The organism is Pelagicoccus enzymogenes (assembly GCF_014803405.1).
Classification (GTDB): domain Bacteria; phylum Verrucomicrobiota; class Verrucomicrobiia; order Opitutales; family Opitutaceae; genus Pelagicoccus; species Pelagicoccus enzymogenes.
This window is the reverse complement of the sequence record NZ_JACYFG010000040.1, coordinates 264925-291002: the sequence shown is the minus strand read 5'-3', so window position 1 is coordinate 291002 and position 26078 is coordinate 264925. Positions and strand designations below refer to the sequence as shown.

The 26078-nt window shown below is 58.5% G+C and carries 18 protein-coding genes; 10 read left to right on the top strand and 8 right to left on the bottom strand.

Annotated elements, in window-relative coordinates:
• The first annotated feature begins 42 nt into the window (after positions 1-42).
• Positions 43-1110 carry a transporter gene (locus IEN85_RS17440; RefSeq protein WP_191618388.1) on the top strand — a complete coding sequence of 356 codons (1068 nt, stop codon included), beginning with the start codon at positions 43-45 and terminating at the stop codon, positions 1108-1110.
• 117 nt (positions 1111-1227) lie between these two features.
• On the opposite strand, the gene IEN85_RS17435 is transcribed toward IEN85_RS17440, so the two are convergent.
• Positions 1228-2706, bottom strand: a complete 1479-nt coding sequence (locus IEN85_RS17435) for a hypothetical protein (RefSeq protein WP_191618387.1) — start codon at positions 2704-2706, stop codon at positions 1228-1230.
• A gap of 160 nt (positions 2707-2866) precedes the next feature.
• Here IEN85_RS17435 and IEN85_RS17430 point away from each other — a divergent pair, with 160 nt between their 5' ends.
• Entirely contained in the window at positions 2867-3046 is a 180-nt protein-coding gene (locus tag IEN85_RS17430; RefSeq protein WP_191618386.1) for a hypothetical protein, read from the top strand.
• A gap of 32 nt (positions 3047-3078) precedes the next feature.
• On the opposite strand, the gene IEN85_RS17425 is transcribed toward IEN85_RS17430, so the two are convergent.
• Genes IEN85_RS17425 through IEN85_RS17410 form a run of 4 tightly spaced genes read right to left on the bottom strand, consistent with a single transcriptional unit; the run spans position 3079 to position 10660 of the window.
• A complete protein-coding gene (locus IEN85_RS17425; protein WP_191618385.1) occupies positions 3079-5265 on the bottom strand; it encodes a BamA/OMP85 family outer membrane protein in 2187 nt (728 codons plus the stop codon).
• Positions 5244-8960, bottom strand: coding sequence for a translocation/assembly module TamB domain-containing protein (locus tag IEN85_RS17420; RefSeq protein ID WP_191618384.1), 3717 nt, complete (start codon positions 8958-8960; stop codon positions 5244-5246). Before IEN85_RS17420 ends, IEN85_RS17425 begins: the two co-directional genes overlap by 22 nt.
• 25 nt (positions 8961-8985) lie before the next feature.
• Positions 8986-10095, bottom strand: coding sequence for a DNA alkylation repair protein (locus IEN85_RS17415; protein WP_191618383.1), 1110 nt, complete (start codon positions 10093-10095; stop codon positions 8986-8988).
• Positions 10082-10660, bottom strand: coding sequence for a mechanosensitive ion channel family protein (locus IEN85_RS17410; protein ID WP_191618382.1), 579 nt, complete (start codon positions 10658-10660; stop codon positions 10082-10084). Before IEN85_RS17410 ends, IEN85_RS17415 begins: the two co-directional genes overlap by 14 nt.
• Positions 10661-10891: 231 nt before the next feature.
• On the opposite strand from IEN85_RS17410, the gene IEN85_RS17405 reads away from it, so the two are divergent.
• From IEN85_RS17405 to IEN85_RS17370, 8 genes are all read left to right on the top strand, one after another.
• Complete coding sequence (locus IEN85_RS17405; RefSeq protein ID WP_191618381.1) at positions 10892-11788, top strand: DMT family transporter; 897 nt, start codon at positions 10892-10894, stop codon at positions 11786-11788.
• Positions 11789-11923: 135 nt separating this feature from the next.
• Positions 11924-12535, top strand: a complete 612-nt coding sequence (locus IEN85_RS17400; RefSeq protein WP_191618380.1) for a MarR family winged helix-turn-helix transcriptional regulator — start codon at positions 11924-11926, stop codon at positions 12533-12535.
• Positions 12536-12557: 22 nt separating this feature from the next.
• Positions 12558-13058 (top strand): fibronectin type III domain-containing protein, encoded by a 501-nt coding sequence (locus IEN85_RS17395; protein WP_191618379.1) that lies wholly within the window; start codon positions 12558-12560, stop codon positions 13056-13058.
• A gap of 11 nt (positions 13059-13069) precedes the next feature.
• Complete coding sequence (locus IEN85_RS17390; protein ID WP_191618378.1) at positions 13070-14497, top strand: sodium:solute symporter family transporter; 1428 nt, start codon at positions 13070-13072, stop codon at positions 14495-14497.
• Positions 14498-14623: 126 nt separating this feature from the next.
• Positions 14624-15718: an aspartate/ornithine carbamoyltransferase family protein gene (locus IEN85_RS17385; RefSeq protein ID WP_191618377.1), complete on the top strand. Its 1095-nt coding sequence runs from the start codon at positions 14624-14626 to the stop codon at positions 15716-15718.
• A 48-nt stretch (positions 15719-15766) separates the two neighbouring features.
• Positions 15767-17734, top strand: coding sequence for an asparagine synthase (glutamine-hydrolyzing) (gene asnB / locus IEN85_RS17380; protein ID WP_191618376.1), 1968 nt, complete (start codon positions 15767-15769; stop codon positions 17732-17734).
• 186 nt (positions 17735-17920) lie between these two features.
• Entirely contained in the window at positions 17921-19177 is a 1257-nt protein-coding gene (locus IEN85_RS17375) for a Zn-dependent hydrolase (RefSeq protein ID WP_191618375.1), read from the top strand.
• 12 nt (positions 19178-19189) lie between these two features.
• The gene (locus tag IEN85_RS17370) at positions 19190-19927 is read left to right on the top strand and encodes a cysteine hydrolase family protein (protein ID WP_191618374.1); all 738 of its coding nucleotides are present in this window, start codon (positions 19190-19192) and stop codon (positions 19925-19927) included.
• A gap of 44 nt (positions 19928-19971) precedes the next feature.
• On the opposite strand, the gene IEN85_RS17365 is transcribed toward IEN85_RS17370, so the two are convergent.
• From IEN85_RS17365 to IEN85_RS17355, 3 genes are all read right to left on the bottom strand, one after another.
• On the bottom strand, positions 19972-21270 hold the full coding sequence (locus IEN85_RS17365; protein ID WP_191618373.1) for an MFS transporter: 1299 nt from the start codon (positions 21268-21270) through the stop codon (positions 19972-19974).
• Between the two features lie 57 nt (positions 21271-21327).
• A complete protein-coding gene (malQ, locus tag IEN85_RS17360) occupies positions 21328-22929 on the bottom strand; it encodes a 4-alpha-glucanotransferase (RefSeq protein WP_191618372.1) in 1602 nt (533 codons plus the stop codon).
• Positions 22930-23046: 117 nt separating this feature from the next.
• Entirely contained in the window at positions 23047-25794 is a 2748-nt protein-coding gene (locus IEN85_RS17355) for a TonB-dependent receptor (RefSeq protein WP_191618371.1), read from the bottom strand.
• Positions 25795-26078: the final 284 nt, after the last annotated feature.

Sequence of the window (26078 nt, the reverse complement as noted above, 5' to 3'; positions counted from 1 at the left end):
GCGGAGACAGAGTTCCTATCTTTACTTCAACTTTCAGATTAAATGAATAACACTTTTTCTCGTGTATCCACGCGTACCTTCGCGTCCGTAACTTTGGCCTTGAGCCTTTCTGCAACTGCGTTTCCCCAAGCGCAAATGTCCGCTGCCAAGAGTGGCCGAGCCGACAGTCATGCGCCAATCGGCGTAATGGGCGACCACCTCCACAGAGGGGGGGAGTACATGCTCTCCGTACGTCACATGACGATGAGCATGGAAGGGCATCGTCAAGGCGAGAACTCCTTGACTTCCCACGAGGTGTTTGCGGCGGGGTTCTCCTCGGCCGCGACTCGCATGGACATGGACATGAGCATGGTCGGCTTCATGTACGCTCCGAGCGATTCCGTGACGCTGATGCTGATGACGAACTATCTGGAGATGGACATGGATATGGTCATGAATCCGCACGCCGACATGGGAGGCATGCATGACGACCACGGGGGGCACGGCATGGACATGAGCCACTCGACCTCCGGCTGGGGCGACACCTCGCTGACTGCTCTCGTCAAGGGCTGGGAATACGGAAAGCAGAAGATGCACTGGAATCTCGGATTGAGCGCTCCGACCGGTTCTGTGGCGGAGATGATGCACGCTTCCTTTCAACCTTATGGCATGCAGCTCGGATCGGGGACTTGGGACGCGAAGGTGGGCGCGACCTATTCAGGCCTCGGAGAAGGCTTTGGCTGGGGAGCTCAAGTATTGGGAACGATTCGCCTAGAAGACGAGGGCGAGTCTGGCTTCGGCCGATCCGATGCCCTCGATGCCTCGGTTTGGGGAAGCTGGTTGGTGGACGCTTCCTGGAGCCTCTCCGGTCGCTTGAAGTATTCTGCGGAAGGGCCGCTTGACGGACATTACAATGGACCGCATGCCCACTCCGCTCCGCCGCATTTCCAAGCAAATTACGGTGGGGATATTTTGGAGGCGATTGTCGGCCTTAATTATCTGTGGACTGATGGAGCCTTGCGCGGTCACCGCCTGGCTTTGGAATACGGACAGCCGATCTACCAGCAGCTCAATGGAGTTGGCATGAACCGCGAAGACACGCTGACGCTTGGTTGGCAGTATGCTTGGTAGTTGTTTCACGACTACAGGCCCTTTTTTTGGGAAAGGGCTCCCTCGGCGGGAGCCCTGCTAATCGCGAGTTCCTCTGTCTTTGCGGAATCGCTTTTCTGGCGCTGCCAAGCGATCGCTCTAGCCGTCGAAAGGCTGTATGGCGACGAGCAGCTCCGCGGTTTCTTCGGGATCAAGGATTTCTTGCCGTTCCAGGTAGTAACCCACGGTTTCTGGGTCTGATTTGGCCCAAGCCTGGGCGATAGATTGATAGTGTGACTTAATATTGGATACGGAAATGTCGAGATGGTCCTTGGTGGTCGAGGCGGCGAATTGCAGCGCGTTAACCTGGTCGGCGTCTTGCCAGCGTTTGTACAAGTAGTAGGCAGCTTTGTCGGGGTCGGTGGTCTGCAGCCTGTCGATTGCTCCTTGCTTGATCGCTTCGCGATCGGCCTCGCTGAGGTTGGAGGCGGTATCCAGGTAGGCGAAGGCGGCATCCTCGTCGGAAGCGGCCCATCGGTTGACCATCTCGACATAAGATTGATTGGAAACTTGGTAGGGGGCGTGGGTGAGGCCTTCGCTCGCGGCGGCCAGGGTTTGGGCTTCGACGCGTTTGATATAGGGGGCTGCTGCGGCGGGAGCCTTGTGCATGACGTTATCCAAAGCCATGGCGAGGTGCCCGCGCATGCGGTAGGGATCCTCTTCGTTCGCGGGATCGTTTTCGATGAACTCGAAGGCTACCTGCGGGTTGACGTGGGCTACCAGATGAGCGTTTTGGGAGAGGACTTTCTTAATCGATTCGTCCGGCTTTTGACTGAAGATCCAGTAACCCGCCTTGGTTGCATCTCTCTGTACCCATTCGTCGAAGGCTGCGAGCAGAGCGTTGTCGCGAGTCCGGCCGGGTGGAAGGGATTGCGCCCAGGATGATGCCGTGGCGGGCGACTTCTTGGCCCATGCCTTGGCGTATCCGCTGAGGGCTCGGTTCTGTTCGCGGGGAGAGAGGGAGGACTCGTTCGCTTCGATCCAGCGGGAAGCGGCGGCGAGGTCTTGGGAAGCCCAGTTTTCGATGGCGCGTTGCAGGAGGGCGGGCCGAGCTTTTGCTTCGGTGCTGAGCGCTAGCTCGATGGATTCTTCGGGCCGATCGATATCACCAAGTCCGTCGATCAGGGCTGCGTAAAATGGCGTGGCAAGTTGAGGAGCGATGTTGCTCTGGATCCAGACTCGAGCAGCGAGGAAATCGCCGCTTTGGGCCCATCCACGCAGGACAGCCTTAGCGAAGCGTTGTTTCCCTTTGGGAGCTTGTTCGAGGTATGCCATGGCGGCATGCGGGTCGGCTGCTCCCCACTCGAGGAAGAGGGAAGACAGCGTCTCGTAGGCGGCGCTGCCTTTCTTGAGTTCGCCGTGGAAGAGCGAGTCGGCAAGTTGGGTGAACGGGTTCGCTGGTAGCGGGTCTGGCCGCGATGGGGGAATCTCAGCGGGGATTGATGGAGCCGAAGTCTTTGCCTCTTTTGTGGGAGCGTTCTTATGGGAAAGCGTGCGAGAGTCCTCGACGATCATTGAGCGAGTCGCGAGGAAGCAGAATACAGCGAGGCAGAAGACTGCGAGTGGGAATTTCGGCATGGAAAAGCGAGGGTTGGCTCGCTAAGTAACGGAGTTTCGGGAGCGATGTTGAGGAATCGGGAAAGGTTAGCGCGCCGCTGGCTCTGTGACTTGGGTGCGTTTGCGTACTTATTAAAAAAATACAGTTTTAGCAAACGTAGCCGATAGAATTAACAAATTTATGAAATTCGCAAACCCAAACGAGGAAATCGCTGCAGCTCGCGACCAGGAGTGCCTGCGCAAGTTTCTAGCTGGAAACAAAACTGCGTTTGCCCAGGCATTCTGGGAGAACGCCGCCCGCGAGGCATGCGTTAGCGAAAATTCGGAGCCGCTCGTGGTTTCCGATTCGAGCGACGTTTAGCGCTCTCAGCGAAGCTGCCGCAAGGCGGCTTGTCAGAAAGGAAAGCCGATCGAGAGGTGCACGGTGCCTCTGGGGTCTTCCGGCCGTGGGTCGATGTTGTGGCCGTATTCGAGTCGCACCGGACCGACGATGGTGTTGTAGCGAAAGCCGAGGCCTACGCTCGCGAGGTCTTCGTAGACGTCGGTGGTATCTGTCCGTTCCCAAACGCGGGCGGCGTCGGTGAAGAGCACGATGTTGAGGCGATCGAAGATGGGATATTCCAGCTCGAGGTTGATCAGAGCGTAGGCCTCGACGCGGGTAGGTTTTCCTTCTTCGGCTAGCGGAACGGCTTCGCCGCGACGGTAGCCGCGCACTGAGTTTTCGCCGCCGACGAGGTAGAATTCGTTGTCTGGGATCTTGGCGCGACCGCCTTCGGGGTAGGTTATCTGGGCGGCCTTGGTTCCCAGGTGGAAAAGCCAGCGATCTCCGAGTCGCTTATGGTAGGCGAAGCCGAGTTCGGGTTTGAGGAAGCTCGATTCTCCGCCGAGGGATTCGTCCGCGTAACGCACGACTCCGCTGATCTCGTATCCGGACTTAGGGTACAAGATGTCGTCGATGTTGCTCCGAGTCGCTCGGAGCGAGAGGCTGCCGATGTTCGCCTCTTGCAGGCCGAATTCCTCGTTGAACTTCGGGTCGCTGGAAGCTTTGCGTTCCAAGGCGTAGTCGATTCCCACGTCGGTGAGGAGCTGGGGAAAGCGCCTGAAGAGTCCGACGGACACGCCTCGCTCCTCGCGGTCGAAGTAGAGTTCCTGGCGGTCTAGGAAATTGATTTCGAAGGTGCCGTCTATGGATTCTCCGAGCAGCTCGGGCACGGTGTAGTCGAGCCGTCCGCTGGTAGACTTGATGGAGCGGATGGCTTCGAAGGAGAGGGTATGGGCCCGGCCGAAGAGGTTTTCGCGACGGGCGAGCAGGCCTGCCCGGAATTGCTCGTAGCTGCCGTAGCCGAGCAGCAGCTGCGCTTTTATCCGCTCGCCGGGTTTGTAGTCAAATATCGCTTTGCGCTGACCGGTTCCGTCGGCTTGGTAGCTCAGATCGATTCGCTCGAAAATGCCGAGGCGTGAGAGGCGTCGGCGGGCGGCCTCGGCCTTGGTAATGTCCAGCGGTTCGCCGGGCGTGAGGTCGGTCTTGCGGTCGAGCAGTGGCAGGTGGGTGTTGGTGGCTCCTTTGTGTTCCACGCCAGTGAGCGTAACTTTAGGCCCGCGGCGCACTTCGAAGCGAATGTGCACGGATACGGTGTTTTCCTCGGGAGTCGCTTTTATGACGCGGTTGCTGACCTTTGTATCCGGATAGCCGAGACGGTAGGCTTCGTTGCGGATGGCTCGGGTTTGGTCCTCGACCCAGGTTCTGGTATAGATGGCTCCTTGCGGGATTTCCTTGGTCTCGACCAGATTCTCCTCTCTCAGGTAGTGCGCTTCGGCTTGGGTGATCTTGTAGAGCGGGCCTTCGCTGACTTGGAAGGTGACGTTTACGGCGCCGGTCGCTTTATCGAGCTCGATGGAGCTAGCGGTCACTTTCGCGTCGGTCCGGCCGATGGCTACGAGGGCAGCGGTGAGCTGTTTTTGGTGATTGGAAAGGATGTTCGGCGAGTAGGAACGGTCCTTTTTGCGGGAATAGAGCGAGGTATCGGGAATGATGTAGCTCTTCGCTTCCTCGACTGGCAAGGATACGAGGCCGTCGATGGTGACGTCTTGGTAGTAGTAGAGGGTGCCCTCGTCGATTTGGAAACGTAGTTCGGTGGCCACTACGCCTTCTGGGATTTTTGGTTCGAAAGGCGCGGACCAGCTCGCGGTGTGCTCTTCCTCGTCGGCGGTTCGATAGGTGGCGCTGACTTGGGCGTCGAGGTAGCCGTTTTGGGTGAGGCGTGTGAGGAGGAGGAAGGCGGCGTCGTCGATTTTTTGGGCATCCAATTCGCCCTCTTCGATTTCGAGCAGGCGCAGCGAGCTGCGCAGCTCGGCGTTGCCGAAAAGTCCGAATCCGCCAACCTTCACGGGGGCGGCGTCGAGGGGCGAGAGTTGGGCGATAAGGAAGGTTAGGAGAATGGAAAGGAGCGGCCTCGGACTGAGGGCAATGCGGCGTGCCGCGAGCGGCAGCCCTACGTGAAGAGCGAAGCGTGATCGCGACACAAGGTCGTATCCTGCTGGATGAAGTACGTCTCGGGTCATCGCTTGAAGATGGTCCATTTAAGGTTGGCGTTGAATTCGTCGCGCTTGTCGTACTCGCCTTCGATTTCCAAGTCCTCGGTCAATTGGTAGCTGGCGTCGATGGTCTTCTTTCCTTGCAGGGAGATGTCTTGCCCGACTTCCAGGCTGAGCTTGCTGGCGGAGTCGCTGTTGCCGCCGGTGAGTTTTTTGAAGAGCCCTTTGCCGATGAAGAGTCCGAGGGAGGTGGCTGACTTTTGGGCGAGGTTCCCTTGGGCGTCGGGCAGCGCCCCCGTGGTAAGCAGGAGCAGAGCTTCGACTTGGGTGAGGGCGGGGTTGGAGGTGATGACGAGCTCGGGATCGTCCACGGTGCCGCCGACGTCGAGGTTGATGTCGTAGGCGAAGAGTCGGCCCTCGGCGATGGCTTCCAGCTGCAGCTCGGAGGGGCGATCGCGGGTGATGTAGGCTTGTCCCGACTTTAGCCTTAGCGAACTGGCGGGGAAGAAGATGCGGCCTGTATTCGTTTCTGCCTTACCGATGAGCAGGGGCGTGCCGAGGGTACCTTCCAGGTCGAATTCAGCGGAGAGGGTGCCTTCGAAAAAGGAGTTGGAGACGCGCAGGAACTCGTTTCCGCGAATATCGATATCGATGCCCCATTCGTCGAATGGCTCTTGCTCGACGGAAAAGTAGGGCGGTCGCGAGCTGACGGTCTTGGTGGAGCTCGCCAGCAAGTCCGGCTCTATGAGAAAGAGGCCTTTGGTGAGGTTGAGCGATCCTTTGAGGAGGGGCGGCTCTTGGTTTTCGGATACGAGCTGTAGGTTGATATCGCCGCTGAAGAGCAATCCGTCGTCGCGTACCAGCGGGAATTCCTTGCTGGAAAAAGCTAGGTCGTAGAGCGGGTTGGAGAAGTCGTTGAGGTCGGCTGTGCCGGTGAGAGTGAAGGGGCTTTTCTCAGCCAGTCCGCGTACCCTCTGGATTCGCCAGATTCCCTCGGCGAGCTCGACTTGGCCGGAAATCTTGGAGAGGGCTCCCAGCGGCGGGAGGGGGCGAGTGGCGAGGTTTTCGATGTTCGCGACCGCGGAAATTTCGCCCGCGTCAAAGTTGACGTCGATTTGAGCTTTTCCCTCGTATCGCAGGACGGGAGGCAGCCAGCTTTTTAGAGCCTCCAGCTCGAGCAGTTCCACGCGGGCTTGCCCGGTGAGCGGGGAGAAGTCGAGTTTTTGGCTGTCGCGAGCGAGGTCCAGGAGGGAGGTTTGTCCGATGGGAAGGGTGGCGCTCGCGTGGACGGCGTTTTTGCCGGCGTGGGCTTCGAAGGTCTTGATGGCGAGGCCTTGGGAGTCGGCGAGCAGGGAGGCGGAGAGGTCTTGGAGTTGGATGTTTCGGCTGGCGTCGTTCGGGTGGCGCCAGTCGAGCGACGCGAGCTTGAAGTCGAAGGTGCCTTGCGGGTCGTTAAGGGTGCCGGAGAGCTGAGCCTTGATGACGGGGCGTTTGAGGGCGATGGGAAAGAGGCTTTCGAGCGAGGCCCAGAAGTCGGGGTGAGGCGAGGACTGGAGCGAGAAGGCGAGCGGGGCGTCTTGGTGGATTTTGGTTTTGGGGGCTCCTTGAGCCCAATTGACGGAGATGGGGAAATGGCCCTCGGCAACGAGGATGTGCTTGGAGTCGGCCCCGACTTCGAGGTGGTCGATGCTCAGGCTGTCGGAGCGTTTGGGGTCGGACTTGGCGAGCCAGGACAGGTTGACGTTGCTGGATTCCTTGAGGGTCCAGGAGGCGGAGCCGGAAGTGGTGATTTGGGATTGGGTTTCGCTGAGGCTGGCCTGCGTATCGAAATCTTGGATGCGCAAGCTTGGGACTGGGGAAGCGAGCCAGTTGTTGAAGACGTCGGTCTCGAAGTCGATGGCGGTGGCGTGGAGGGCGAATTGGGAGTTGGTGAGCCGCAGGGAGCTCAGTTCCAGCTGTTGTCCCTGCGGACCTGCGAGCAGGATGCCTGAGGACTCGATGCTTGCTTGCTGGAGGTCGTAGGTGACGGTGCCGGCTTCTTCGAGGGTGAGGATGGGCTCGCCGGAGGCTCGGGCGAGGTCGAGTTGGGAGAGCTTTACGGTTGCTTGCTGCGGGGTGCGTTCGAGGTGGAGGGCGAGGGCCAGGGTTTCGAGCTCGTTCGCCGCTTGCAGCTCAGCGTCCAGTTGGTTGAGGGTGCCTCTTAGGTGCGATTTGACCGAGAAGGGCTGAGTGCTGGAGAGCTGCAGGGTAGCGAAGGCAAGGTGTCCTTCGAATTGGGGGTCGGCCAAGGGGCCGACGAGGCGGAGGTCGCCGTCGAGGGTCTGCCATTCGATGGGTGGCATCAAGTCCCTCAGGCGTTGGGATTCGTTTTCGAGGTGGAGGGTGAGTTGGGAGTCGAGAAACCGTTGCTCCTTGATTTCGTAGCCTCCGGTGAGGTGAGCCGTGGAGCCTGCGGCGGAGCGGATGTCGAAGGTCTGGATGGTAGCCTCTTGGCCGAGCAGGTCCACGTTGGCGGACAGGCTTTCCAGGGTGCTGTCCCAGAGTGTTATATTTGCGCCCTGCAAGTCGGCAGTGAGGATAGGCAAGCCCTCGGGCGAGGTGCGGGTTTTCAGGAGGGCGTCGAGTTTTCCGCTGGCCTCGATGAAGGGAAGTTTTCCGAGGTCGAGTTTGGCTTCGAGTTGGGCGGCTTCCAAGGGGTTGTCCAAGGAGAAGTCGAGGCGTATGGGCCTGTCGCTCTCAACGGTGAGCCAAGGCAGGTCGACTTTGGCGGTTTCGATTTCCAGGTAGGTTTGCGAACCGATGCCCGCTAGCTGGATTCTGGAGTCGCCGCTTAGGTCGGTGGTATCGAAAGCGTCGATACGGTAATCGAAGCCTTGCCCGGTCCAATTCGCCAGCAAGTCAACGGCGAGGGGCGGGGCGGATCCCCAAAAGGCGTAGCGTTGGTCGAGCTCGAAGTCGTTGCTCTGGATGGTGGCCTTGTCGGGAACGAGGGAGCGGCTCCAATCCGCTTGCAGCTCGATCGCGTTTTGGTGGCTTCGCAGTTCGCCTACGAGGCTGGCGTCGGTCTCGGTGGCCTGAACTTCGGCCTCGAGGACGAGTTGGTGCTGGGGGAGCTGGGCGGCGAGTTGCCAAGGACGGTCGGCGGCGAAGCGGGCTTGCAGTTTGGTCTCGGTCTGGCTGGGCGTGTGCTGAAGAGCGGCGGAGAGTTCCTTGGGGCTGAGCTCCAGGCTTGCGACTTCGAGCGTTGGCTGGCCATTGAGGGTTACGGCGCCGGAGCTGAGGGTAATTTGGGAAAGGTAGTTGCTGAGCTGCTCGAGGGCGCCATTTGCGAGGCGGATGATTTTAGCAAGCGTGATTGGCTCCTGGTTTTGGGGGGCGTCCTCGGTCGCCGGGGCGACGATGTCGAGCTGCCAGTTCTCGAGCTCGAGGGATTGGGTTGCGGGTTCGGAGGAGAGGTGCTCGAAAAGGAGTTTTGTGGGCGAGGGGAGCTCGACTTGGCCGACTTTCAATTGGACGCCGGCCTGTTCGGTGGAGATCTCACGGAGTTGCCAGCGGGTCCAAGTGAGTCGTTGCACGGAACCGATTTCGACGCCGAAGCTGGCGGCGATTGGCTTGGCGATCCAGGCGGACCAGAAGGGAAAGCTGAGAAGGGCGAGAAACAGGAATCCCGTCGCGGCTAGGATGGCGCGTTTGGTCTTGCGGAAGCGTGGGGGCTTGGCGGGACTTTTAGGTTTGGACATCGATGGAACTGAGCGGATGGGTCACTTAGGATACGCTTAGGTGGAAGGGAATGGATGCGAGCGGTTTGCCGTTTACGAGCAGATCGACGGTGTTTTCTCCTGTGTAGTACTTGCGGGTGGTAATTGGTTTCAGATGGAAGCTCTTCTGGAGGGACCTTTTCGCTTTGGGGGCGAGGGTGAGGGTGGCGCCTTTGAAGACTTTGGGGGAGGTTTGGCCGTTGGCTTTTACGAAGTGGAAGCGGTAGTCGACGATGAGCTGCTGCGTTTGCGGGGCGGTGGACTGGAGTTCCAGCTGGAGGACGAGCTTTTCGCCGAGCTTGAGGGAGCGCGGGCTGGCGGAGAAGCCAGCGACCTTGAGCTTGGGAGCCTGGTAGCCGAGGAGCTTGAGGCAGCGTGGGTGGCCTTGCTTGACGAGGCTGCGGCAGGCGTGCTTGAGCAGGCGCTGGCGCTGCGGACTGGCGTCGGCCAGCCAGGCCTCGACGGTGTCGAGCATGAGCTGGGGGTTGTCCTTGGAGATGTCGTTGAGGTTGTTGGCGACGGAGCGGCGGACGTATTCGGAGGGGTCGTCCTTGAGGAGCTCCAGAAGCGGCAGGACGGGGCGGGGGTCCTGCACAAAGGCGGTGATCTGCTCGCCCCAGGGCAAGCGGGGGCGGGTGCCTTCGGAGACCAGGCGCCGCAGGTTGTGGTTGGAATCCATGGCCCAGCGCTGAAGCAGCGGGAAGACTTTCTCGGGCTTGTGGATAAGGAATACGCGGATGCCGAATTCGGCGGTGAAGCGTTGGGTGACTTCCGGGACGAGCTTGAGGGCGGCGTCCGGGGCTTCCAGCCCATGGGCGGTGAGCAGGGAATTGAAGGCCATGAAGAGCCAGCCGTCGAAGGAGTCGTCCTCTTCGAGGAGGGGGACGGGCAGGATGGCTTGGCGGGCGACTTCGAAGGCTTGGCTCGGGTCGTCGGGAAGCTCCCGCCAGAGCTCTTCGGCTAGCAGGGCGGCGCGCTGCTTGAGCTCGAGGGCGTCGAGCTTGGCGAGGCAGCGCTTTTGGAATCGCTTGTCGTCGAATTCTGGATACGCGGCTTTGACGAGTTGGGACAGGGTGCGGACGACTTTGGCGTCGATGAAGTTCTTAAACGGCTCCATCGTCGTCCTTCTTCTGGTCTTCCAGCAGCTTCTCGTAGTCCTGTTTGCTGAGCGAAGTGATGACTTTTTGGATCGCGACGTTGGCGGGCAGCGTGATGTAGGAGCCGCCGTCGGTCTGGATTTTCAAGTACATGAGGGTGACGTCCTTGAGGACTCCGCTGTACCGGGGCTCGTTCTCGATGAGGAGGCGGTCGCCGATGCGGTAGGGGAAGGTGAAGTAGAGGATGATGCTGGCGGTGACGTTGCTGAGGATCGACCAGTGGGCGAAGAAGGCGACGCCGACGATGGCGAAGAAGGAGCTGGTGGCGACGAAGATGCCTTGGATGCCGAAGCCCAATACGTTAGACACGATGCCGACGGAGACGAGGTAGATGAGGGCTTGGCCGGCTTTGGAGATGCTGTCGCTGCGCTGGGGAGCGAAGCGGTGGCGTTCGCTGGTGTGGCTGATGTAGCGGCGGTAGAGGCGGATGGAAAAGTGGGTGAGGATGAGCACGAGCACGGTGATGCCCGCCTTGATGAGGCCTTCGCTGTAGTCGTTTATGAAGTTCAGGATGCTGTCTTTCATGATTTTCGGCGGATTTTGGGGATCGCGCTCGCGAGTGCGATGCAGAAAACGCCTGTGGGAGCAATGTTGAGGGGGGAGGCGCTTGCGCAAAAAAAGCGAAGCTTGCGTTTTTTTGCGCGGGGGAAGCCCCCGGAGGGCGCGGCGAAAGGGAGAGGGAGGCGGGGCCGGATTGCGGAGGGTGAAAAGGGGGTTGTGGCGCTGGTCGAGTTGTGGCTAGTGGTGCGGCTTCAGATGACGTGGGTATACGAAGCAGTTGCGAGCGCCTTGTTTCTCGGGGTGTATGACGTGTTCAAGAAGCATTCCGTGAATGGAAATGCGGTGATTCCGACCTTGTTCATCAGCGTGTGCGCGGGGGCCTTGCTTTGGTTGCCTTGGGTCATCCTGTCGGCTTGGGGCGAGGTTCCGCACGCGATGCTCGAGGTCGACGCTTTGGGCTGGGCGGACCACCTGCGCCTTTTGCTCAAGTCTACTATCGTGTCGGTTTCTTGGGTGCTGGCCTACTTTGCCCTGAAGCACTTGCCGGTTTCATTGGCGGGTGGAATTCGGGCGACGGGTCCTTTGTGGACCTTGCTGGCGGCGTTGGTGATCTTTGCCGAACGCCCTAACGGCATGCAGTGGGCCGGGATCGTGGTGACGCTTGGCTCTTTCGTAGCCCTGTCCTTCGCCGGGCGTCTGGAAGGCTTGGTGTTTCATCGCAACAAGTGGGTGTTCCTGATGATTGGCGGCACGCTGGCTGGCACCGTCAGCGGTCTCTACGACAAGTACCTGATGGGTACCATCGGCTACCGGGCGTCGACCGTGCAGGCCTGGTTCTCCATTTACCTCGTGGTGGTGATGCTTCCGATGATGATCGGCTGGTGGCGACGCTGGTGGCCGCGGGGGGAATTTCACTGGCGTTGGACGATGCCCTTGATCGGGGCCACTTTGCTGGTGGCGGACTACTTGTATTTCGAGGCCCTGCGCGACCAGGATGCCATGATCTCGGTGGTTTCCTGTCTGCGTCGGGGCGGCGTGCTGGTGAGTTTCGCGGCGGGATACCTGCTCTTCCGGGAAAGGAACTACCGGGCCAAGACTCCTTGCGTTTTGGGCATTTTGGCAGGGGTTGTCCTGATCGTGCTCGCCAGGTAGGCGAGGACGCTCCGTTGCGTGCTGCAAATCGGTCGCCGGGACCCCGAAATCTAGGGGAGGCTTGACAGCGCCAGACTCCGAGCGAAGGATTCGTGTACGAATGATTCGTGTCGAAACAGTTCGAAGGCTTAGCAAATGAGCCAGGAATTAGAGACAGATGAAGTCCCCTTGGAGCCGCGAGGCGAGGTGGAGGAGGTTTTGCCGGTGGTGCCGCGCGAGCGTTACGATTTGAGGATATTAAGTTCATTGCGTCGCATCGTGAGGTCGATCGACAGCCACTCTCGTCGGCTTGCCGCTGAGAGTGGGATGACGGTGCCGCAGCTTCTGTGCATGCTGAAGTTGGACGAGCTTGGCCCTCTGACCATCAAGGACTTGGCTAGCGAGGTCTTTCTCAGTCCCAGCACGACGGTGGGCATCGTGGACCGCTTGGTGAAGTCGGGAGCTTTGGCCCGCGAGCGTTCTGTCAGGGACCGGCGGCGGGTTCGTATCACCTTGACCGAGAAAGGCCGGCAAATGGTGGCTAGCTCTCCCTCTCCGCTGCAGGAAAATTTAGTAGACGCGATCGACAAGCTTCCGGAACTGGAGCGGGCAACGATCGCGCTCTCGTTAGAGAAAATAATCGAATGCATCGACGCGCCGGTATCCGAGGCCGCCGATAGCCAAACCGCCCCCATTCTAGAGACTACGGCAGATTTGCGGGGGAACGGTCGTCTTTCTCCCAGATCGGTCGAGCGGACCGACTCCTAATCCCTCGTAACCCCTCGTAGATATGCATCATGCTCTCATTTACATGAGAATGCAGCTACGCTCTGTCGCTGCGTTTTTATTTGTATCGTTAGTTTCATTACACTCCACGCCGGCTCTGGCTACCGGCTTCACGGAACCCGGGGGTGAGAGCTATCAAACCGACGACGGAACGGTTTCCCTGGTCTGGGGCGAGTCGGAATCCGGGGGCGCCGCGAACAGGGTGTTCGAAGTGCGTCGCTGGATGTCGGGAAGTTCTCTTGAAGGCCAGCTTGTTTACGAGGGGCAGGATACCGCATCCTTTGTTTCGGGCTTGAACGAGGGGGAGTACTCGTTTCGGATCCGTTCGAAGCCGGAAGGCGGAACGTATCCAGAATGGGGAGACGAAAGCTTGTCCGTGACGGTTGACTATATCGATATGGCTATCGTTTGGCCTTTGATGGCAGCGGGCGCGGTTTGTTTTGTCGTTTTGATTCTAACGATCGTTTTCGGTCGTCGAGCTGTAGCAGGAAAGGAAAGCGCCTAGGGCGAGTTTAGATGAATCAAGAAGATACCATTCTCGCTCCGAACGTTGGGTGGATTTTGCTGATCGCGTTTGGCGTCCTTTGGGTAGGGCTCGGCCTTTACTGGGGACGCAAGTCGAAGAGCCTTGATGGCTTTATGCTGGCCGGTCGCAACGTGGGGATCGCCTTTGGCTCGGCTACGGCGATGGCGACTTGGGTAACCTCCAACACGATCATGGTGGTGCCCCAGTTTGGGCTTAAGATGGGTGTTTGGGGCTTGTTGGCGTTCACGACGGCAAGCTTCGGGCTTTTCCTTTTTGCTCCAATGGCTTCGCGTATCCGAAATCTCATGCCGCGCGGGTTTACCTCGGGGGACTTCATTCGTCTGCGGTACGGCAAGGTCGCTTGGTCGGTCTTCTTAGGGATTTCTCTCTTTTACTCGATGGCGTGGCTGGTCTCCATGGCGATGGCGGGCGGTATCGTTTTGGAAGCCTTGGCTGGAATCAACTACAAGTACGGCATGAGCATGATCCTGCTGGTGTGCGTTCTATATACTTTAGTGGGGGGCTTGTACGCGGTGATCGGTACCGACTTCATTCAAAGCGTCATCATCCTCGTGGGAATCATCGCAGTAGCGGTAGCAGCTCTCTCTCGCATCGACTTGGGGCCTGCCTATGAGACTTCCGTTCGCACGCAACCCGCTCTCTTCAATGCGTTGCTGCCGGTGGCGTTGTTGTCGCTTTTCAACAACATGTTCTTCGGCTTCGGGGAGGTGTTCCACAACAACGTCTGGTGGAGCCGGGCCTTTGCGATTCGCAAGAAGGTGGTCGCGAAAGCGTTTTCCTTGGCCGGGTTGCTCTGGCTTCCTATTCCCTTGGCCGTAGGCTTTTCTGCCCTTTTTAGCAACAGCTTGGGTATCAACATTACGGATATCGATATGACTGGACCGTTGATTGCTGGAGAGCTGCTTGGATCGGCTGGAGCGGTCGTGCTCTTCGTGGTCATCTTTTGTTCGCTAGGCTCGAGCATCGACAGCTTGCTGGCCGCGACCTCCGACTTGTTGGCGGAGGATGTCTACAAGAAAATGTTCAACCCGGAGGTGAGTGATGCGCGTCTGCGTACGATTTCCACGATGATTATCGTGGGGCTTGGCCTCGTTGTTTGGCTGATTTGCTTGCCGCGAGTCGGAAACTTGATGTCGGTTCTTTTTTTTGCGGGGCCTTTTGTGGGGAGCGCGGTGTGGCCTGTAGTGACGGGCTTGTACTGGAGCCGATCTAACGAGATTGGGGCTGTCTTGGCGATGGTTCTCGGATCTGCAGTTGGGTTGTACGCTTATTTTGAATACGGTTGGTATACGGCATCGTTGATCGCGACGATTGTTTCGATGCTTATTACCTTTGGGGCGATCGCGTTTTCGAAGACGCGGTTTCAGTGGAGTAAATTGAACGAGGAGGAATTATGATCGTACTGTTTCCGAAATTTGTAGTGGTGGCGTTGATTTTTGCGGCGCTCTTTTTAACGGCGGCCGGGGTGCTTACTTTGCTCTGGATGGTTGCCAAGGACATAATCTCTAAGGACCTGTGGTAATATGGCTGAAAAACTGGAACTGAATAAGCATATCGAGTTTCTGGAGCCCCCCGAAGGCGCGGAAACGTTAAGGCCGAAACCGGTCAATCTCTTCGAAGACAACCCGATCAATTTGTCGGTTCTAGAGGGCTTGAAGGGTCGCTCCATACTTGGGGTCAAGGACTTCAAGCGGGAGGAAGTGATCGAGCTTGCGAAGCTGGCTGCCGTGCTGGAGAACTTCGAAATCGCTCCCTACCACATCATGGATGGAAAGATCGTGACCACGGCGTTTTTCGAAGCGAGTACGCGGACGCGGCTTTCCTTTGAAAGCGCCGTGCTGCGCTTGGACGGAAAGGTCTTGAGTATCCCCGAGGGCGGGGTCACGGGAGTTCGCAAGGGAGAGTCGCTGGAGGACATCGGCGAGATGTTCAACGCTTACTGCGACATGGTTATCATGCGCCATACCGAAACCGATTCGGCGGAACGGGTACGTCGCAACCTGCGCGTGCCCCTTATCAACGCGGGTAACGGCAGCGGAGAGCATCCGACTCAGTCCTTGGCTGACTGGTATGCGTTGCTGAAGTGGAGGCCGGAACTTGCGAGCCCGGACCCGTCCAAGAAGAGCAAGCGGCTATGTCTTGGAATTTTGGGTACGCCAGGAAGCATGCGTGCGGTGAAGAGTTTCTTGCTCATGTCGCTGATGTTTCAGGACAGGATAAGCCGCGTTGTTGTCATCTCCCAGATGGCGGATCCTTTTGGCGAAGACTTGGTAGCGGAACTGAAGAAGGCGGGAATTCGCTACGAGGTAACCAACGACATGCAGAATCATGTGGCAGAGTTGGATGTGATCTACATGAACTCCATCGCCTTTCTAGGCGACAGCTACAAGAACCTCGATAGCGAGTATCAGCTGAACAAGGACAGTGACCTTAAGGAGAACGCCGTTATTTTGCACCCCTTGGCCCGCTTGTCGGAGCTGGACTGCAGTCTGGATAACACGGCGCACAATCTCTACTTTTCGCAGGCCCACGGGGCTGTTTTTGTGCGGCAGGCGCTGTTGATTAGCATAAGCGGTCGCCTGAACCGGCTGCCGAAGGAAATCCCAACCGTAAAGTAAAATCGAGCGAGGGGAACGGATCCCCCGCAGCTCAAACGCAAAGGAACTATGTGCGGAATAGCAGGAATGTTTTCAGTAAAACCGATGCATCCAGAAGATGGTTACACGCTGTCTCGGATGCTCAAGACGATCGAGCATCGCGGTCCTGATGGAGAGGGTAGCTATGTCGACGCTGGGCGAGGCTTGGCGATGGGGCATACGCGTCTTTCTATCATCGATCTCAATACCGGCGAACAGCCGATCCACAACAAGGACAAGTCGCTGAGCTTGACCGTCAATGGAGAGTTTTACGACTTTAAGAAATATCGCTCCCATGCCATGGCGGAGGGGGATCGGTTTAGCTGCAAGTCTGACAGCGAGATCGCTCTCACGCTCTATCGTAAGTACGGCAAGGCCTTCGTGGAGCACTTGCGGGGCGAGTTCGCTTTTGCTCTCTATGATCGCGAGAAGGACGAGATGTTGTTCGTGCGAGATCGCTTCGGCATTCGCCCGCTGTTTTACTACAACTCCGGCGAGACGCTTGTCTACGGTTCAGAAGTGAAGGCTATCCTCGCTCACCCAGATGTGCCGAAGCGATTGAGTCGCAAGGCGGCCTTGCACCAATTGATGCAGACCATCAAACCCGGAACTTCTGCCTTCGAAGATATTGTTGCCGTAGAGCCGGGACACATGATGGTGGTGCGGAAGCGTAATGGAAAGCTGGAGACGTCGACCCGAAAGTACTGGGACATGAATTTCCCGGAGGTGGACGCTCGGGACGACATGATGAGCGAGGAGGACCACGTGGAGAAGGTCCGTGAGAAGCTCATCGAGTCGGTCATATTTCGCTTGGAAGCGGACGTGCCGGTCGGTTGCTACCTTTCTGGAGGAATCGACAGCTGCAGCATTCTCGGTCTCGCCACTGGGGCGATGCAAAGTCCGGTCAAGGCCTTTACGATCAGCTTCGACGACGACAAGTACGACGAGGCGCATATCGCCAAGGAAATGTCGGACAGCATGCAGGCGGATCAGGAGCAGATAAACCTCAAGGCGGAAGACCTTTATGGGGACAATTTCATCAAGACGGTCTGGCACGCGGAGCGCACGTTTTACAATACCTTAGGGGTCGCGAAGTACCTCATGAGCAAACGTGTCCGGGAATGTGGATACAAGACGGTTGTTACGGGGGAGGGCGCGGACGAGCTTTTTGGCGGTTATCCTGCCTTCAAGCGCGACATGTTCCTCTACGGGCTGGACAGCGAGCGGCCGGAAGAACGGGCTCGATTGCAAGGCTTGCTAGACGAGTCGAACAAACTCTTCAAGGGCGCGATCCTCGCGGAGAACCAATTGAAGCACTCTGCGTTCGAAGAGCTCTGCGGCTTTACTCCCTCTTGGATTCAGCCTTGGATGGCGACCTTGGAGTTGGCGAAGCCCTTGTTGAGCGATGAGGCTCAAGAGGAGATCGGAGACTACGATCCGATTGAAGGGATCGCCTCCAAGATAGACCCCAAGATGCTGATGAACCGACACGCTTTGGACAAGGCCCAGTACACATGGAGCAAATGCCAGCTGGAAGGCCAGATCTTGAATTGGGGAGGGGATCGCGTGGACATGGCGAACTCTATGGAGTCGCGTCCTGCATTTCTCGACCATCACCTGGCGGAAGTCGCGATGCAGGTTCCGGCGAACCTGCGGGTGAAAGGCAATATCGAGAAGTGGGTATTGCGTGAGGCGGTGAAAGGAGTGTTGCCGGAAGTGCTCTACAAGCGCGAGAAGTTCGCCTTCATGGCTCCGCCCGCTCACACCAGTCCGGACAAGCAGGCCAAGGTAAACGAGTTGATCGAACGCTTTCTCAATCCGGACGCCTTGCGCCGTTCGGAGCTGCTCAGTCCGAAGCGGACGGCTCAATTCTTGGAAGACTACCGGAAGGACAAGGATCCCATCTCCCTGACGCGAAAGGACACCTTGCTCAACCACCTGCTCTGTCTGCAGATTTTGAGCGAAACCTTCGTCGAGAATCCAGTTGTATCCCCGTAACGACTACGCGATTGTGCGCTCGAAGGCTAAAAGGAGTAGAAGTCGAAACGGGGTGTGTGCTGTTTCGTCGCGAGCAAGTAGGGGAATTGGGTTCTGCGGCCTACCGCGAGCGGCAGCCCTACCAATCAGGAGCGAAACTCGATAACTAGCGATGACCGCGATCGTCGAATAAAAGAAAGGAATCCCATGGCTCTCACCATCGATATCGAACGTCTTAAGCAGGACTTCTTTGAACTGTCTGAGATTGGAAAGAACCCGGAGGATCGAGGCCTCTACCGGACTGCGTTTTCGGAGGCCGACATGCAGGGACGCGAGTGGCTCCGGGAAAAGCTCGACGCTTGCGGTCTGCAAGTCCGGACCGACGGGGCTGCCAACGTGTTCGGGCGCCTTCCTTGCGAGGAGGATTCCGCCAAGACGATCTTGGTGGGCTCCCATTTGGATACGGTTCCCTGCGCGGGGGCTCTAGACGGGAGCCTAGGAGTTTTGGTCGCCCTCGAGTGTCTGCGCACGCTAAAGGATGAAGAGGCGGCGGAGTCGTATGCCCGTCACTTGGAGTTGGTTGCCTTTAGCGACGAGGAAGGGCGTTTCGGCGGGATGTTCGGTTCCCAAGCGGTGGTGGGGGCGGTGACTCCGGAGACGTTGGAGTACTATAGCGACTTGGAGGGCTGCACCTTGGCTGAGGCCATGACGCGTTGCGGTATGAATCCCTTGGATGCCCTCGACGCGCGTCTCGGACCGGAAACCATTGACTCCTACCTGGAGCTTCACATCGAGCAGGGCCCAGTCTTGGATCGTCTCAAGAAGTCGGTTGGGATCGTGGAGAACATCACAGGCCTATTCAAATGGCTTATCAAGATCCGCGGCACTGCGAACCATGCGGGTACCACTCCGATGGAAATGCGCGAAGACGCCTTTATGGGGCTGGCGGATTTCGCCCATGAGATTCCGCGCATTTTGGAAGAGAACGGGGCGGAATCGAGTCGGGCGACTATTGGCCGAGCCCAGATTCTACCGGGAGCTCCGAACACGGTCCCAGGTTTGGTGGAGCTGACGATCGATGTGAGAGACACCTCCAAAGCTGTATTGGAAGATTTGGGACAGGCCTTTCACCGAGCGCTCTCGGCGATTGCCCGTCGTCGCAAGCTGATGTTCGACTACGAGATTCAAAGCGTAATCGAGCCGACGCAGTGCCATGAGGAGATTATCGATGTGCTGGAGGCAGAAGCGAAGGAGTTGGAGCTGGACTATCTAAAGATGCCCAGCGGAGCGGCTCATGACGCGCAGATAATGGCCCAGCTTACGCGCATCGGCATGATTTTCGTTCCCAGTCGGGAGGGCAAGAGCCACTCGCCGGCTGAGTGGACGGCTTGGTCGGATATCGAAGCGGGAGCGAACTTGGCGTTGCGGGCCTTGGACCGCATGGCGCGGTCAACCGAAAAGTGAAAGGTGTATCCAATGAGCGAAGACGACAAGAAACAGCGAGATCCCCTGAAGTCCATCTACCACGATTCGATCGTGGACAATCCGGGGCACTTCAAGCAGTTGATCAACCACAACACCGGGCTGCTCTGCATCGACCTCCAGTATCTTGATGCAGTTGAGGGGTTCGGGGTTTTTAGGGAGCCAGAGAAATCGGGTGTGCCCAAGGAGGGCCGCGATTACTACTTCGGTCGCCTCAAGGAGACGGTGCTTCCAAACGTCAGGCTGCTTCAGGATGCGTTTCGTTCCTGCAAGCTCGAGGTCATGCACACGCGGATACAATCGCTGACGCAGGACGGTAGAGACCGCAGTCCGGGGCACAAGCGCCTAGATTTGCTGGCGGCTCCTGGGTCGAAGGAAGCGGAGTTCGTGGAAGCGGTGGCTCCGGTAGGCGACGAAGTGGTGGTAAACAAGACGGCAAGCGGAGTGTTCTCTTCGACCAACTTCAACTTTGTGCTCAGCAACATGGGAGTGAACGCCTTGTTTGTTTGTGGCGTTTACACTAACGAGTGCGTGGAGACCACGGTGCGAGCTGCGAGCGACTTGGGGTACTTTGTGACTATGGTCGGCGATGCCTGCGCAACCGTGACGCCCTATTTGCACGAAGCGAGTATAGCGACTTTGAAGGATCGCTATGCGCGCGTGGTCACGACTGAGGAGGCCCTTGAAGACTTGGCTCGTTTTGCGGGAGTGGAGTCGAGCAGCATGCTATAGGGCGCGTGATGCCAGGCGGAGCGGCCGGCCCACCCTTTGTACCTTCAGTTGTTTTCGTCTACGAAGCGTAGGGAGAAGGCGGCGATGAGGAGAGACACGCCGCCAAGGGCGACGGCGATAGCGGCGTTGTTGGAGAAGAGGTGCTTCACCACAAATCCCAACCCGAGCGAGGCCACTATTTGCGGCAGCACGATGAAGAAGTTGAATACGCCCATGTAGAACCCCATCTTTTTGGACGGGATTACATTGGAGAGCATGGCGTAGGGCATGGACAAAATGCTTGCCCAGGCAATGCCAACCCCGACCATGGAAACTAGTAGTATTTGGTGGTTGGATACAAGTGCCGTAGATGCGAGCCCCAGGGCTCCGCAAACGAGGCAAGCCGTGTGGATCGCCTTGGCGGAGTACTTTTTCGTCAGGGCGATGAGGGCGAAGGAGAAGAGAAATGCGATAAAGTTGTAGGCGCTGAGGCAAACCCCGGCCCATTCGACCCCCTTTTGGTAGGCTTCTTCGCCAACCTTGCCGCCGAAGACTTGAGTGGCTACGGCGGGGGAGAAGTAAAGCCACAGGCAAAAGAGTCCGAACCAGGTGAAGAACTGAGCGACGGATAGCTGCCGCATGGCTTTGGGCATGCCTTTGATTCCGGAAAAGATTTCCACGAACATGTGGCCAACGCCGGAGGATGCCGCCTTTTCGCGTTCGAAGGCTTCAAGGTCTTCGGGCGGATTTTCCTTGGTGGTGAGGATGGTGTACATCACCGCGACGAAGAAGATGACGGCGCCGATGTAGAAGGAGATCTTTACCGTTTGCGGGATGGCGCTGCCTTCGGAGGATCCGGCTTCCATTCCGAAAACGTTGCTGAAGACCCATGGAAGGGAGGAGGCGGCGACGGCTCCAAGCCCGATGAGCAGGCTCTGCATGGCGAAGCCCGTCTTGCGTTGGTCCTCAGGCAGCTTGTCGCCCACGAAGGCGCGGAAGGGCTCCATGGATACGTTGACCGAAGCGTCGAGGATCCAGAGCAGGCCGGCGGCCATCCAGAGGGTGGAAGAGTTGGGCATGGCGACAAGCGCCAAGCTGGCAAGGATGGCCCCGACGAGGAAGTAGGGGCGCCGACGGCCGAGGCGGGTCCAGGTGCGGTCGCTGTAGTATCCAATAATTGGTTGCACTACGAGGCCTGTAATGGGGGCGGCGAGCCAAAGCAGGGGAATCTCGCTCTCGTCGGCCCCGAGGTACTGGTAGATGGCGGACATGTTGGCCATCTGCAGTCCCCATCCGAATTGGATGCCGAGAAAGCCGAAGCTCATGTTCCAGATTTGCCAGAAGGAAAGTCTTTGTTGGGTCATTTGGGGATTCGTTTGGGAAAGGGTGCGTGGGGGCTGTCGACGCCTTGGAGGGCTTCGCTATTTTTGCAAGGTGGGGATTTCGTCAAACGCAGCCTTTTTCTCGGGAGGAGCAGAGTAGTTGCGCTGCAGCGTGTCGTTAACGCGATGATAGCGTTTGTGCAAGGCTAGGAAACGATCGGTCTCGCGGTGGGCGAGCGTTTCGAAGCTCTCGGGAGAGAGTCGCCACTGCCAGTTTCCGATCGATGTACCCGGTTCGTTCATACGGGCCTCGGCCCCCAGACCCAGCAGATCTTGTACGGGGGTAATGACGAGTCGGGCGACCGACGCGTAGGCCGCTCGCAGAATGCGATCAACGGTAGGGCTGTCGTGCAGGTCGAAGTAGTCGAAAACGAGCTGCTTGTTTTCGCCGCTGAGCGAGTCGATCCAAGCTTGAGTGGTGGCGTTGTCGTGGGTGCCGGTATAGACGACTTGGTTGTGGTCGAAGAAGTGTGGCAGGTTGACGTTGTTGTCGTCGTGGCCGTAGCCGAACTGCATGATTTTCATGCCCGGGTAGCCTGTTTGTTGGCGAAGGGTGAATACCGCTTCATTGATGTAGCCGAGGTCTTCGGCGATGAACTTGGCGTTGGGGACGGCTCGCTCGATAGCTTGGAAGAGCGAGATGCCGGGACCGAGTTCCCACGCCCCTTCGGAGGCGTCGGGGGCGTGGGAAGGCACTACCCAAAAGTCTGCGAAACCGCGGAAGTGGTCGAAGCGGAGCACGTCGAAAAGCTCAAGGCTGGAGCCAATGCGTTCTATCCACCATTTGTATCCATTTTTCTCGAGATGCTTCCAGTTGTAGAGGGGATTGCCCCAGAGCTGGCCCGTTTCGGAAAAGTAGTCGGGCGGTACGCCGGCGACGGCATCGAGGTCGCCATCGGCCTTGACAAGGAAGTTGTCGTGCCGGCTCCAGACGTCGGCGGAGTCGAGAGCGACGTAGATGGGGATGTCGCCCACGATCTGCACGCCTTTCTCGTTGGCGTAGGCTTTGAGCTTTTTCCATTGGTGGAAGAATACGTACTGGTAGAAGGCGTGGCGGGAGCGTTCGGATAGCTCCGGTTGGCTGAGCTTTATCTTGGCGATCCGTTTGGGGTCGCGGTATTCCTTGGGCCATTCGACCCAGGAGCGTTGTCCGAAGCGGGCCTTGAGGGCCATGAAGGTCGTGTAGGGGTCGAGCCAATACGCCTGTGACTCGTAGAATTCGTGAAAGGATTGACCTCCTTTGAGGGAGTGGGTTTGCGGATCGAAGCGGGCGTGGGCTTTGGCGAGGATGCCCCAGAAGCGGTGGTAGAGCTGGCCGTAGTCGACGCGATCGTGGGGGAGCTTTCGTAGCTCGGCGACTTCGGCTTCGAGCAGGAGTCCGCTCTGGACGAGCTCGTTGAGGTCGATGAAGTAGGGGTTGCCGGCGAAGGCGGAAAAGGATTGGTAGGGAGAGTCGCCGTATCCGGTGGGGCCGACTGGACAAACTTGCCAGTATGCGAAGCCTGCGGCGGAGAGGAAGTCCACGAAGTTTTGGGCGCCGGCGCCGAGGTTGCCGATTCCTGTCTCGCTCGGTAGCGAGCTCACGTGTAGGAGGGCGCCTGACTGGCGGGCGTTCAGCCATGTCTTGTTTGGAGTTGGCATGTCTATGGGGCAGCTGTCCGATTGGGGCGGATCTCTGGCGAGATCCGTTACTTTGGGAGCCCAAGCTGGCCGACGGAGTGTGCCGCGCGGCCAGCGAGGGAGTTTGTTTTCTTGTCCTTAGAATTTGTACGACATGCCTATGGAGTAGGATGGGCCGTAGCTTTGGTAGTCGCGGACGAAGCGTGGGTCGTCGCCTTCGTAGGTTACGAGTGGCTCGTCGTTGAGGTTGTAGCCTTGCAAGATGATGGAGGCGCCTTCGAGGCTGCCGGACTTGAAGGTGTAGCTTACTTGGCCATCGATGACGGTTTCGTCCTGTACGGTGCGGAAGTCTTCGCCGCGGGGGCCGAAGGAGGCGACGTTGGCGCGGTATTCGGAGCGGTATCGACCGCTGACGCGAGCGGAGAATCCGTTGTCGGCTTCATAGTAGAAGGTGGCGCTGGCGACCTTGTCGGAGAAGCCGGGAAGCGGAGTCGCGGCGTCGTTGGGATCCGGTTGGATGTTATTGTCGGTGAAGGCGGCGTTCAGGATGGCTCCGAAGCCCTTGAGCTTGTCGCTAAGCTTTTCGCCCGGCAGGGAGAGGGTGAGCTCGAGGCCTTGCACGCTGCCACCGCTGCCGTTCTGCGGGACGTCGACGCCTCCCAGGAAGGTGGCGGGCTCGTCGCCGTCGTAGGGGAAGCCGGTGAAGTCGCGGATTTGCTTTTGGGTGTAGGCGAAGGTGCGCAGGTCCTTGTAGAAGAGAGCTGCGGACCAGTAACCCATGCCGTCCTTGAAGTAGCGCTCGTAGGAGAGGTCGATGGCGTTCGCTCTCCAGGGCTCCAGGGAGGTGTTTCCTCCGCTACCGCCCCAGGGGCCTTCGATCGGGTCGCTGATGTTGGCCCGTCCCGGAGTGTAGCTGAACTGGTAGCCGGCTCGCATGTCGGACATGCGTTGGCGCATGATTTGGCGGGCGGCGCTGAAGCGCAGGTACTGGTCGTCCGGGAGCAGGAAGTTGAGGTTAAGCGAGGGTACGAAGTCTTCGTAGCTGTGCGAGTCGCTGACGGGCAGGGTCTGTACGCTGTCGCCTGTTCCGCTTGCGGCGAGACCGGTGGAGGACTGGTCGCTGAAGATGTACTGGAAGCCGATGGCGCCGGTCACAGGCACGTCTCCCACACGGGTGTCGATATCGAGTTGGGAGTAGAGCTGGGTGATTTGCTCGTCTACGGCCCAGTCGACGGCTACGACGTCTGCGTTTGGATTGTTGATGATATCGTAGACCCCTGAATTGAGGGCGGCGATGGGGTCGTAGCTGGCCATGCCGGGGATGCCGATGAAGCTGAGGTCGGTGTTGCCGATGATGGTTGGCAGCGGGGCTTCGGTGGCGCCGTTCGGGAGGGCGAGGTACTTGCCGACCTCCGCTTCTGTCTTGGAGCGGTCGGTGTAGCGCAGGCCGACTTGGAGGGCGGAGAAGGTTTTGTTGTCCAGTTCTCGCGTGGCTCCGAGCTTTATTTGCAAGAGTTCATCTTCGGTCTGTGGCTCCTTGAGGTAGCCGAGCTGGCCGCCTGGAACGATGTCTCCACCCCATCCCTGCGGGCCTGTGAGCACGAGGTTGTTTGGGTTGGTGTAGTCGATGGTTGGAGTGAAGACTGCTCCGGTGCCTCCGGTCATATTGAAGCGAAGGGAGTCGGGCGTGCCGCTTTGGTTGGATCCGGTGCCGGAGTAAGATTCGAGCACGGTGTCGACGCGGTCGACCTTGGAGTAGGCGATGTCGGCGTCGGCGGACCAATCGCCGAGGTTTTCGAACTGGAGGTTCCATCCGAGGGCGTAAACGTCGGCGTCACGCTCCGCGATGTCGTTGCGGACGACGCCGTGAACGTTGTCGTACACGCCTTCCACCACGAAACCGTCGTCCACCACCTCGGTGCCTTCGCGGAACTGGGCGGAACTCCACCAGAGTGGAAGCTCAATGCCGCGCAGCATCTGAGTTTCGGCGAAGTTCGAGTAGAACGCGTCGAAGGTGGAGTGCACGTTGTCGCTGAGCTCGTTTTCCAGCACGAACATGAAAGAGTCGCGTTCGAGGGAGCTGGAGCGAACGAAGGGCTTGGCGCCGCCGATGATGTTGATGTCACCGTACTCTTCGGTGGTCCCGCCCGGGTAGCCCCAGGCCTGCCACTGTTCGCCTTGTCCGGGCTTGTCGGTATGGGAGAAGCCGAAGGCGATACCTGTTTTTCCTTCGTTGAGCTGGTCGATATACGTGCCCGTAAAACGGATACCTGCATCGTCGGAGCCGGCGTTGAGGGCGTCTTTTCCTGTCCACTCGTAGAACACGTTGGTCGCGACGGTCTTCTTTCCGTGGCTGAGCGGGCGAACGGTTTGCAGGTTTACTGTACCGCTGATGCCTTGGGTGGCGAGCGCGGCTTCGGTGGTCTTGTAGACGGTGGCGCCGGAGAGAAGTTCGGCTGGGAATTGGTCGTACTCGATGTCGCGGTTGTTGCTGGTGGTAGCCAGCTCGCGTCCGTTCAGCAATCCGGTGGTGAATTCGGAAGGGAAGCCGCGGATGGATATGACTTGGCTGCGTCCGTTGACGCGTTGCGAGGTCATGCCGGGAAGGCGGGCGAGTGATTCGGCGATGCTGGTGTCGGGCAGCTTTCCGATGTCCTCAGCGGAAATCGCTTCCACGATGGTTGGCTTAAATTTCTTTTCCTGGGCGGCGGCGGCGAGGCTGCCGGCGAAGGATCCGGTTACCTTGAAGGCTTCGAGGGTGAATACGTCCTCATCCTCATCTTGTGCGTGGGCGAGGGGGGCGGTTGCTAGGCCGAGCAAGAGCAGGGCAGCGGAGCTGATCCGCGAGACCTGATGATAGGTCTTTGGAGCATGATTGTATTTCATAGCTTTAATATTTCTAGACGTTTGTAGGGGGAGTGCCAAACGAACGGGGTATTTTGTAGGTAGCCGTCCTGCTCAGTGTTGTGACTGGCTTTGTGGGGCACGTTGGGTTAGCGATAACAAAGAAAGCTTAGCCGATGGCCGGTCGGGTCGCTTTCTTGGAGTATTTATAATATCGCCGTTATTTGTCCCCTTTTCCAACCGGATCTGTCTCATAAAACTGATATGGATAGGACAAAACTTAGGTTGCGTATTTGAGGGTCCAAAGAAGGTCCCCAAGGAGCGAG

Bases quoted from the DNA above. Each gene is read 5' to 3' on its own strand.
- IEN85_RS17440 (WP_191618388.1), top strand. From the start codon at position 43: ATGAATAACACTTTTTCTCGTGTATCCACGCGTACCTTCGCGTCCGTA.
- IEN85_RS17435 (WP_191618387.1), bottom strand. From the start codon at position 2,706: ATGCCGAAATTCCCACTCGCAGTCTTCTGCCTCGCTGTATTCTGCTTC.
- IEN85_RS17430 (WP_191618386.1), top strand. From the start codon at position 2,867: ATGAAATTCGCAAACCCAAACGAGGAAATCGCTGCAGCTCGCGACCAG.
- IEN85_RS17425 (WP_191618385.1), bottom strand. From the start codon at position 5,265: ATGGACCATCTTCAAGCGATGACCCGAGACGTACTTCATCCAGCAGGA.
- IEN85_RS17420 (WP_191618384.1), bottom strand. From the start codon at position 8,960: ATGTCCAAACCTAAAAGTCCCGCCAAGCCCCCACGCTTCCGCAAGACC.
- IEN85_RS17415 (WP_191618383.1), bottom strand. From the start codon at position 10,095: ATGGAGCCGTTTAAGAACTTCATCGACGCCAAAGTCGTCCGCACCCTG.
- IEN85_RS17410 (WP_191618382.1), bottom strand. From the start codon at position 10,660: ATGAAAGACAGCATCCTGAACTTCATAAACGACTACAGCGAAGGCCTC.
- IEN85_RS17405 (WP_191618381.1), top strand. From the start codon at position 10,892: ATGACGTGGGTATACGAAGCAGTTGCGAGCGCCTTGTTTCTCGGGGTG.
- IEN85_RS17400 (WP_191618380.1), top strand. From the start codon at position 11,924: ATGAGCCAGGAATTAGAGACAGATGAAGTCCCCTTGGAGCCGCGAGGC.
- IEN85_RS17395 (WP_191618379.1), top strand. From the start codon at position 12,558: ATGCATCATGCTCTCATTTACATGAGAATGCAGCTACGCTCTGTCGCT.
- IEN85_RS17390 (WP_191618378.1), top strand. From the start codon at position 13,070: ATGAATCAAGAAGATACCATTCTCGCTCCGAACGTTGGGTGGATTTTG.
- IEN85_RS17385 (WP_191618377.1), top strand. From the start codon at position 14,624: ATGGCTGAAAAACTGGAACTGAATAAGCATATCGAGTTTCTGGAGCCC.
- asnB (WP_191618376.1), top strand. From the start codon at position 15,767: ATGTGCGGAATAGCAGGAATGTTTTCAGTAAAACCGATGCATCCAGAA.
- IEN85_RS17375 (WP_191618375.1), top strand. From the start codon at position 17,921: ATGGCTCTCACCATCGATATCGAACGTCTTAAGCAGGACTTCTTTGAA.
- IEN85_RS17370 (WP_191618374.1), top strand. From the start codon at position 19,190: ATGAGCGAAGACGACAAGAAACAGCGAGATCCCCTGAAGTCCATCTAC.
- IEN85_RS17365 (WP_191618373.1), bottom strand. From the start codon at position 21,270: ATGACCCAACAAAGACTTTCCTTCTGGCAAATCTGGAACATGAGCTTC.
- malQ (WP_191618372.1), bottom strand. From the start codon at position 22,929: ATGCCAACTCCAAACAAGACATGGCTGAACGCCCGCCAGTCAGGCGCC.
- IEN85_RS17355 (WP_191618371.1), bottom strand. From the start codon at position 25,794: ATGAAATACAATCATGCTCCAAAGACCTATCATCAGGTCTCGCGGATC.